At 31.4% G+C, this 5,865-nt stretch carries 7 protein-coding genes; 1 reads left to right on the forward strand and 6 read right to left on the reverse strand.

Annotated features, from left to right (window positions below; genetic code table 11):
- The 6 genes from ACMUOV_RS04020 to ACMUOV_RS04045 all read right to left on the reverse strand — a co-directional run.
- Nucleotides 1-395: UDP-N-acetylglucosamine 2-epimerase (locus ACMUOV_RS04020; protein WP_413853829.1), on the reverse strand; the 395-nt coding region annotated here is incomplete at its 3' end.
- A gap of 159 nt (nucleotides 396-554) precedes the next feature.
- Nucleotides 555-1,088: a hypothetical protein gene (locus ACMUOV_RS04025; RefSeq protein WP_413853830.1), complete on the reverse strand. Its 534-nt coding sequence runs from the start codon at nucleotides 1,086-1,088 to the stop codon at nucleotides 555-557.
- The gene (locus tag ACMUOV_RS04030; protein ID WP_413853835.1) at nucleotides 1,081-2,253 is read right to left on the reverse strand and encodes an NAD-dependent epimerase/dehydratase family protein; all 1,173 of its coding nucleotides are present in this window, start codon (nucleotides 2,251-2,253) and stop codon (nucleotides 1,081-1,083) included. The genes ACMUOV_RS04025 and ACMUOV_RS04030 overlap by 8 nt, the downstream gene beginning before the upstream one ends.
- A gap of 157 nt (nucleotides 2,254-2,410) precedes the next feature.
- On the reverse strand, nucleotides 2,411-3,442 hold the full coding sequence (locus tag ACMUOV_RS04035) for a polysaccharide biosynthesis protein (RefSeq protein WP_413853831.1): 1,032 nt from the start codon (nucleotides 3,440-3,442) through the stop codon (nucleotides 2,411-2,413).
- Between the two features lie 836 nt (nucleotides 3,443-4,278).
- The gene (locus ACMUOV_RS04040; RefSeq protein WP_413853832.1) at nucleotides 4,279-4,548 is read right to left on the reverse strand and encodes an STAS-like domain-containing protein; all 270 of its coding nucleotides are present in this window, start codon (nucleotides 4,546-4,548) and stop codon (nucleotides 4,279-4,281) included.
- Nucleotides 4,549-4,558: 10 nt separating this feature from the next.
- Nucleotides 4,559-5,092: a hypothetical protein gene (locus tag ACMUOV_RS04045; protein WP_413853833.1), complete on the reverse strand. Its 534-nt coding sequence runs from the start codon at nucleotides 5,090-5,092 to the stop codon at nucleotides 4,559-4,561.
- A 192-nt stretch (nucleotides 5,093-5,284) separates the two neighbouring features.
- Here ACMUOV_RS04045 and ACMUOV_RS04050 point away from each other — a divergent pair, with 192 nt between their 5' ends.
- Entirely contained in the window at nucleotides 5,285-5,701 is a 417-nt protein-coding gene (locus ACMUOV_RS04050) for a nucleotidyltransferase substrate binding protein (RefSeq protein WP_413853834.1), read from the forward strand.
- Nucleotides 5,702-5,865: the final 164 nt, after the last annotated feature.

Raw genomic sequence — 5,865 nt, forward strand, 5'->3', positions numbered from 1 at the left:
TTACATCTGTTACCTGCTTCCATGTGAAATATTGGAATATGTAACCTTTTTGCACCTATTGCAGATAAACAACTGTTTGTATCGCCCAATACCAAAAGTGCATCCGGATTAATTTTTGCCATAAGTTCATAAGAACTTGCAATGATGTTACCCATTGTTTGCCCTAAATTTTTACCGACGGCATTAAGGTAAATTTCCGGCTCTTTAAGTTTTAAATCTTTAAAAAATATTCCGTTTAAGGTATAGTCGTAATTTTGACCTGTATGGGCTAAAACGGTATCGAAATATTTTCTGCACTTTTTTATAACTTCGGACAATCTGATGATTTCAGGACGAGTACCCACTATAATCAACAATTTAAGTCTGTTATCATTTTTAAAGCTAACTTTATTCATTTTAACCTCGTTTAAAAATTTCTACGAAAGTTTTGATGCATAGATGTATGGATGCATGGACGAAAAGCATCCTTGCCTATAATCTCCAATTCTTCTATACATCTATACGTCTTTGCCTCAACAAAATGCAAAGCATTTTGTTTCTATACCTCTATACTCCTATCCCTCTATACCTCCAAATTGTTGCCTTGCAACAATTTGCCCTGCTTCAATTTTTGTTCCTGCAGGAATTTTGTTTTCCGCTTTTACCATTGCACCTATACAAATATGAACAAACTGTTCCAATATACAGTCGTGGTCTATTACAGAACCGCAATTTACAATACAACCTTGTTTTACTACACAATTTGTGTTTATTACCGCTTTAGGTAATACTGCAATGCCTGTTTCTATTTTTACAGTCGGGCTTATATATGCACTGTTATGAATAATTGTCGGTATATTTATTTTTTCTTGTTGTAATTTTTCAAACCATATTTTTCTTACTTCATTGTTACCAAAAGCGGGATACATATCCGTATTTTCGTTTTTAAACTTTATATAATCACTACATTTACCGAGTATATTTTTACCTGTTTTTGTATCGTCTAAAAATTTAATTTCTGCATATATTTTGTTTTGCTGTAAAATATCCGCTAATGTTTTTGCAAAGCCGCCGGCACCTAAAATAATTATTTTTTTTGTATTAGTCATTGTTTACCTTCTCAAAAAAAGTGTCCGGTTTGTTCGGGTTAAACTGTTCGTTTGCCCACATAAGTGTAACTAAGTTTTCGGTATCGGATAAATTGATAATGTTGTGTGTGTATCCGGGTAACATGTGAACGGCTTGTATATTTTCCCCAGAAACTTCAAAAATTAAAATTTCGTTTGTGCCGATTTTTCTTTGTTCTATTTTTGCTTTACCTGAAACGACGATAAAAAATTCCCATTTTGTATTGTGCCAATGCTCACCCTTAGTTATTCCCGGTTTTGAAATATTTACCGAAAATTGTCCGCAATTGAGTGTTTTTAAAAGTTCTGTAAAATTGCCTCTGTTATCGGTGTTTGTTTTTAATGAAAAACAAACTTCTTCCTTAGGTAAATAAGACAAATAAGTTGAATATAATTTTTTAGCAAATGAATTGTTTGGTATTTGCGGCATTTGCAAAGTTTTAGGTTGCTGTTTAAATTGATTTAACAAATCTACTATTTCACCTAATGTTGCTTTATGTGTTGTTGGAACATAACAATATTTATCATCTTTTTTATGTTCTTTGTTTTCCAATGCATCAAACATTTCTTCAATTAAATCGTCTATATATAACAGTTCCAATTCGTTGTTTGGGTTACTGATTGTTATGGGTAAATTTCTTGATATGTTATAGCAGAATGTAGCAACTGCAGAATTATAGTTGGGTTTACACCATTTACCAAATAAGTTAGGGAACCTGTAAACCAATACTTTTGCATTTGTTTGTTTTGAATAATCAAAGAAAAGTTCTTCTCCTGCAAGTTTGGATTTACCGTATTCGGAATTTGCAAACCTGCCCTGTAATGTTGCTTGTATTGAACTTGAAAGCATTACGGGACATTTATTGTTATATTTTTTTAAAGTATTTAATAAAATTTCTGCAAAACCGAAATTGCCTTGCATAAATTCGGTTTGTTCTTTAGGGCGATTAACTCCCGCTAAATTAAAAACGAAATTACAATTTTTGCAGAACTCATCTAACTTTTCTTTCGGTGTATCTATATCGTATTCAAAAATGTCTTCTATTTGAATATTGCGGGTTTTATTAGTTCCGTTTTGTATTGTTTTTAAGTTGGCAACAAGGTTTTTACCGACAAAACCGTTGGAACCGGTGATTAAAATTCGCAACGGCGAATTTTGAGGCATGGAAGTATTGAGGTATGGAGGTATTGGAACAGCAACAACACTGGATTGCTTCACTTTGACACTTTGTGTCTCCGCTCGCAAAGACGACTGTTTTATTGTTTTTTGTTTGTCGTTTCTATACATCTATACTTCCTTCCCTCTATACATCAAGTTGTTGACGGACATAGTCCGTGGTTAACAGCTTTTGCACTGTTCCTTCGACATTTAATCTTGTTGTATTGTGGCTGGTGTAAGCTTGATCAGCCATTGTATGAACTTCACCTTTAACTACAAACTTGTCGTAATTCAAATCTCTGCTGTCGGCAGCTACTCTGAAATATTTACCCATATCCTGACTTCTTAATTTTTCTTCCCTTGTCATTAATGTTTCATACAGTTTTTCACCGTGTCTTGTTCCTATAATGTGTGTTTCTGTTTTACCAAATAATTTTTGAACAGCTTCTGCAAGAACACCAATTGTTGAGGCATCTGCTTTTTGTATAAATAAATCTCCCGGATTGGCATTTTTAAAAGCAAATTCCACGAGGGAAACTGCTTCATCCAAATTCATTAAAAACCTTGTCATATCGGGATTTGTTATTGTTATGGGTTGTTTGTTTTTTATTTGGTCGATAAATAACGGAATTACAGAACCCCTTGAACACATTACATTGCCGTATCTTGTGCAACATATAACGGTTTTATTTTGTTCTGCAGCAACACGGGCATTTGCATAAATGATTCTTTCCATCATGGCTTTTGATATACCCATTGCATTAATAGGATATGCTGCTTTATCTGTAGATAAACATACAACTCTTTTAACATTACATTCCATTGCGGCATGTAACATATTATCCGTTCCGATTACATTTGTTCTGACAGCTTCCATAGGGAAAAATTCACAAGAAGGAACTTGTTTTAATGCTGCGGCATGAAAAACAAAATCCACACCGTTCATTGCATCTTTTATTGCTTTTGCATTCCTGACATCACCGATATAAAATTTAACTTTTTTTGCATATTCGGGATATTTTATTTGCAAATCGTGACGCATATCATCTTGTTTTTTTTCATCTCTTGAAAATATTCTTATTTGAGCAATATCACTTGATAAAAAATGTTTTAAAACGGTGTTACCGAATGAACCGGTTCCACCGGTAATCATTAATGTTGCACCTGAAAAAGACATTTAAAAATTCCCCCTCATTGGAATTTTTTAGCTGAGAGCTGAGCCAAACACTAAAGTGTTTTCAGCTGAGAGCTTAGAGTTTAAACTACAAACGACAGATTCCTCCCTGCTAAAGCAGGTTCGGAATGACAAACTAATGACACACAATTTAACGACAGTTCATATAACGACAGGTTATAAACTACAAAAACAACTTATAATCTAATAACCTACAAACCAATAATTCAAAAGAGCATTGAAAATGTTCTTTTTTAATAAAAAAAGTCCATAAACAGTTTTAAAAATCTGTTTATGGACATAAAAAAACGGCTGTTATCGGTTACTCAAGATGAGGGTATAACCAATAACAGCCACAGTTCAAGAATTCCTAAAAATAGAAAGAATATATTCTAATTCTAATTCTAAATAATAGGAATACGTAAACATTCGGCAGAAAACACCGGGCTCATGACTTCCCGATATTTTCTACCTAACCGGCTGCTTTTGGACTCATCTTGATAGGGATATTTTCCCCAACCATCCTATTCCACATAGGATTCCAAAAACAGATAAGATAAATTTTTGCTATGCAAAAATTTGAGGTATAGAGGGATGGATGTATAGATGTATGGAAACAAACATCAAAATCCCTTTAGCAACAAAAACTTGCTATGCAAAAATTTGAGGTACAAACAACATACCTGCTTTATAACAACAGCTGAAGAGCTGATAAGCTGAACAGCTGAGATTAACTACAATAACGACAGCTTAGAGCTGAGAGTTTAACAACAACTACTAACTGCAATTAGAAATTAGTAATGAGTAATTAGCAATTTCGGTGTTCTTCGGACTAATTTCTATTCTTTCGGATTAATGAATTTTAAAGTTTCTTCTACAGATTTATTTGTGGTATTTTCATATTTAAGAACAATATTTTTAAATTTGTTTTTTATACCACCTATAAATTCATCAGCCCAAGATGGAGACAAAACATCTACATCTGAAAAATCTAAAACAAACTCGGTATCATTATTGTTAAATGTATATGCACAAGCAGCTAAAAAAGCTTCTCTTCCGGCAGGTCTTGAAATTAATAATTTTCCAAATTTTGATATTTTAATTTTCATAACGTTACTCCTAATAACTTATAACTGCTAAACACCCATTAACAACATAGTTTAATGTAGAAAATTTTATATTTCCATCTTTTATTTCTATATTTCCATTACCGGAAGTTAAAGACAAATACCATTTGTTTTGCTTAACAACATTACAAACGAATTTTAATCCGTTTCCCCTCTGCTCAGGTGCTCTGCCTGATATTATTTGTGTAAAAGCAATTTTTATTGCTTGTTCATCCGTTACAATATCTTTTTTTATTCTGGATATTGTACTTTTTATTCCCTGTCCTCTATCTGCAATTATAATTGTTTTATTCTTTTCATCATAAATAAAAATTATGCCTACTACATCAATCCAATTTCCTAAATTATGGTCAAAAGAATTATTACCTATTTCACCAATAACTGAAATTAAAAGAGAATCTTTTGTTTTTATATACAAACTGTCAAGTTTTGCCTGAAAAAAATCTCTTGATGTATAATTAAAATTCTTGTACTTTTCTATATCACATTTTTCATTTGTAAGCCAATTTGCTATAGATTTTATCATAAAATAAGTTTTCTGTATAAAATTATACCATATTTTAATTTAATGCATTAAATATAAACAACAAAACTTTTTGGGATTATATCATTTTTACAGGTGTTTTTGCAAATAAAATGATAAGGTTAAAATTCTTTAATATTTTTTGTGTTTTTTAGTATAATATGTTTGTTTCAAGATAAAATTTTTGAGGTTTTTATGACACAAATTAATACAGAATTTTTGCAAAAATGTATTGATACATTAAAAAAATCTTATAGTATGATAAAGTCCTCAAAGGAAGGAACTGTCGACTATGAAATGTATAGAAATTCATTGGTCAAAAGTTTCGAAATAACATTGGAACAAAGCGGTAAAATGCTTAAGAAAAAATTAGTTCCTTATTTTGCAACAAAAAAAGCTGTCGATATGTTGTCGTTTAAGGATATTTTCAGGCAGACACATAAGTTTTCTTTATTAAACGAACAAGAAGTTGAAAGATGGTTTAAATACAGAGATAACATAAACACTACAGCACACGATTACGGAATAGCTTTTGCACAAGAAACTTTATCTTTAATTGATAATTTTTTGTCAGATGTTGAAAAACTTAAAAAAATTATAGAAAATGACTGAACTTTTTTTAAAAGAAAAACACTTAAAAATATTAAAACAAATTTTTGATAAACATTGCCCGCATGCTATCGTTTTGGCTTATGGCAGCAGAATAAAAAGACAAGCACATTCAGGCAGTGATTTGGATTTGGCAATAACAAACTTTAATGAAATTGAATATTCAA

The sequence above is a fragment of the Candidatus Ruminimicrobium bovinum genome (assembly GCF_902760015.1).
Classification (GTDB): Bacteria; Elusimicrobiota; Endomicrobiia; order Endomicrobiales; family Endomicrobiaceae; genus Ruminimicrobium; species Ruminimicrobium bovinum.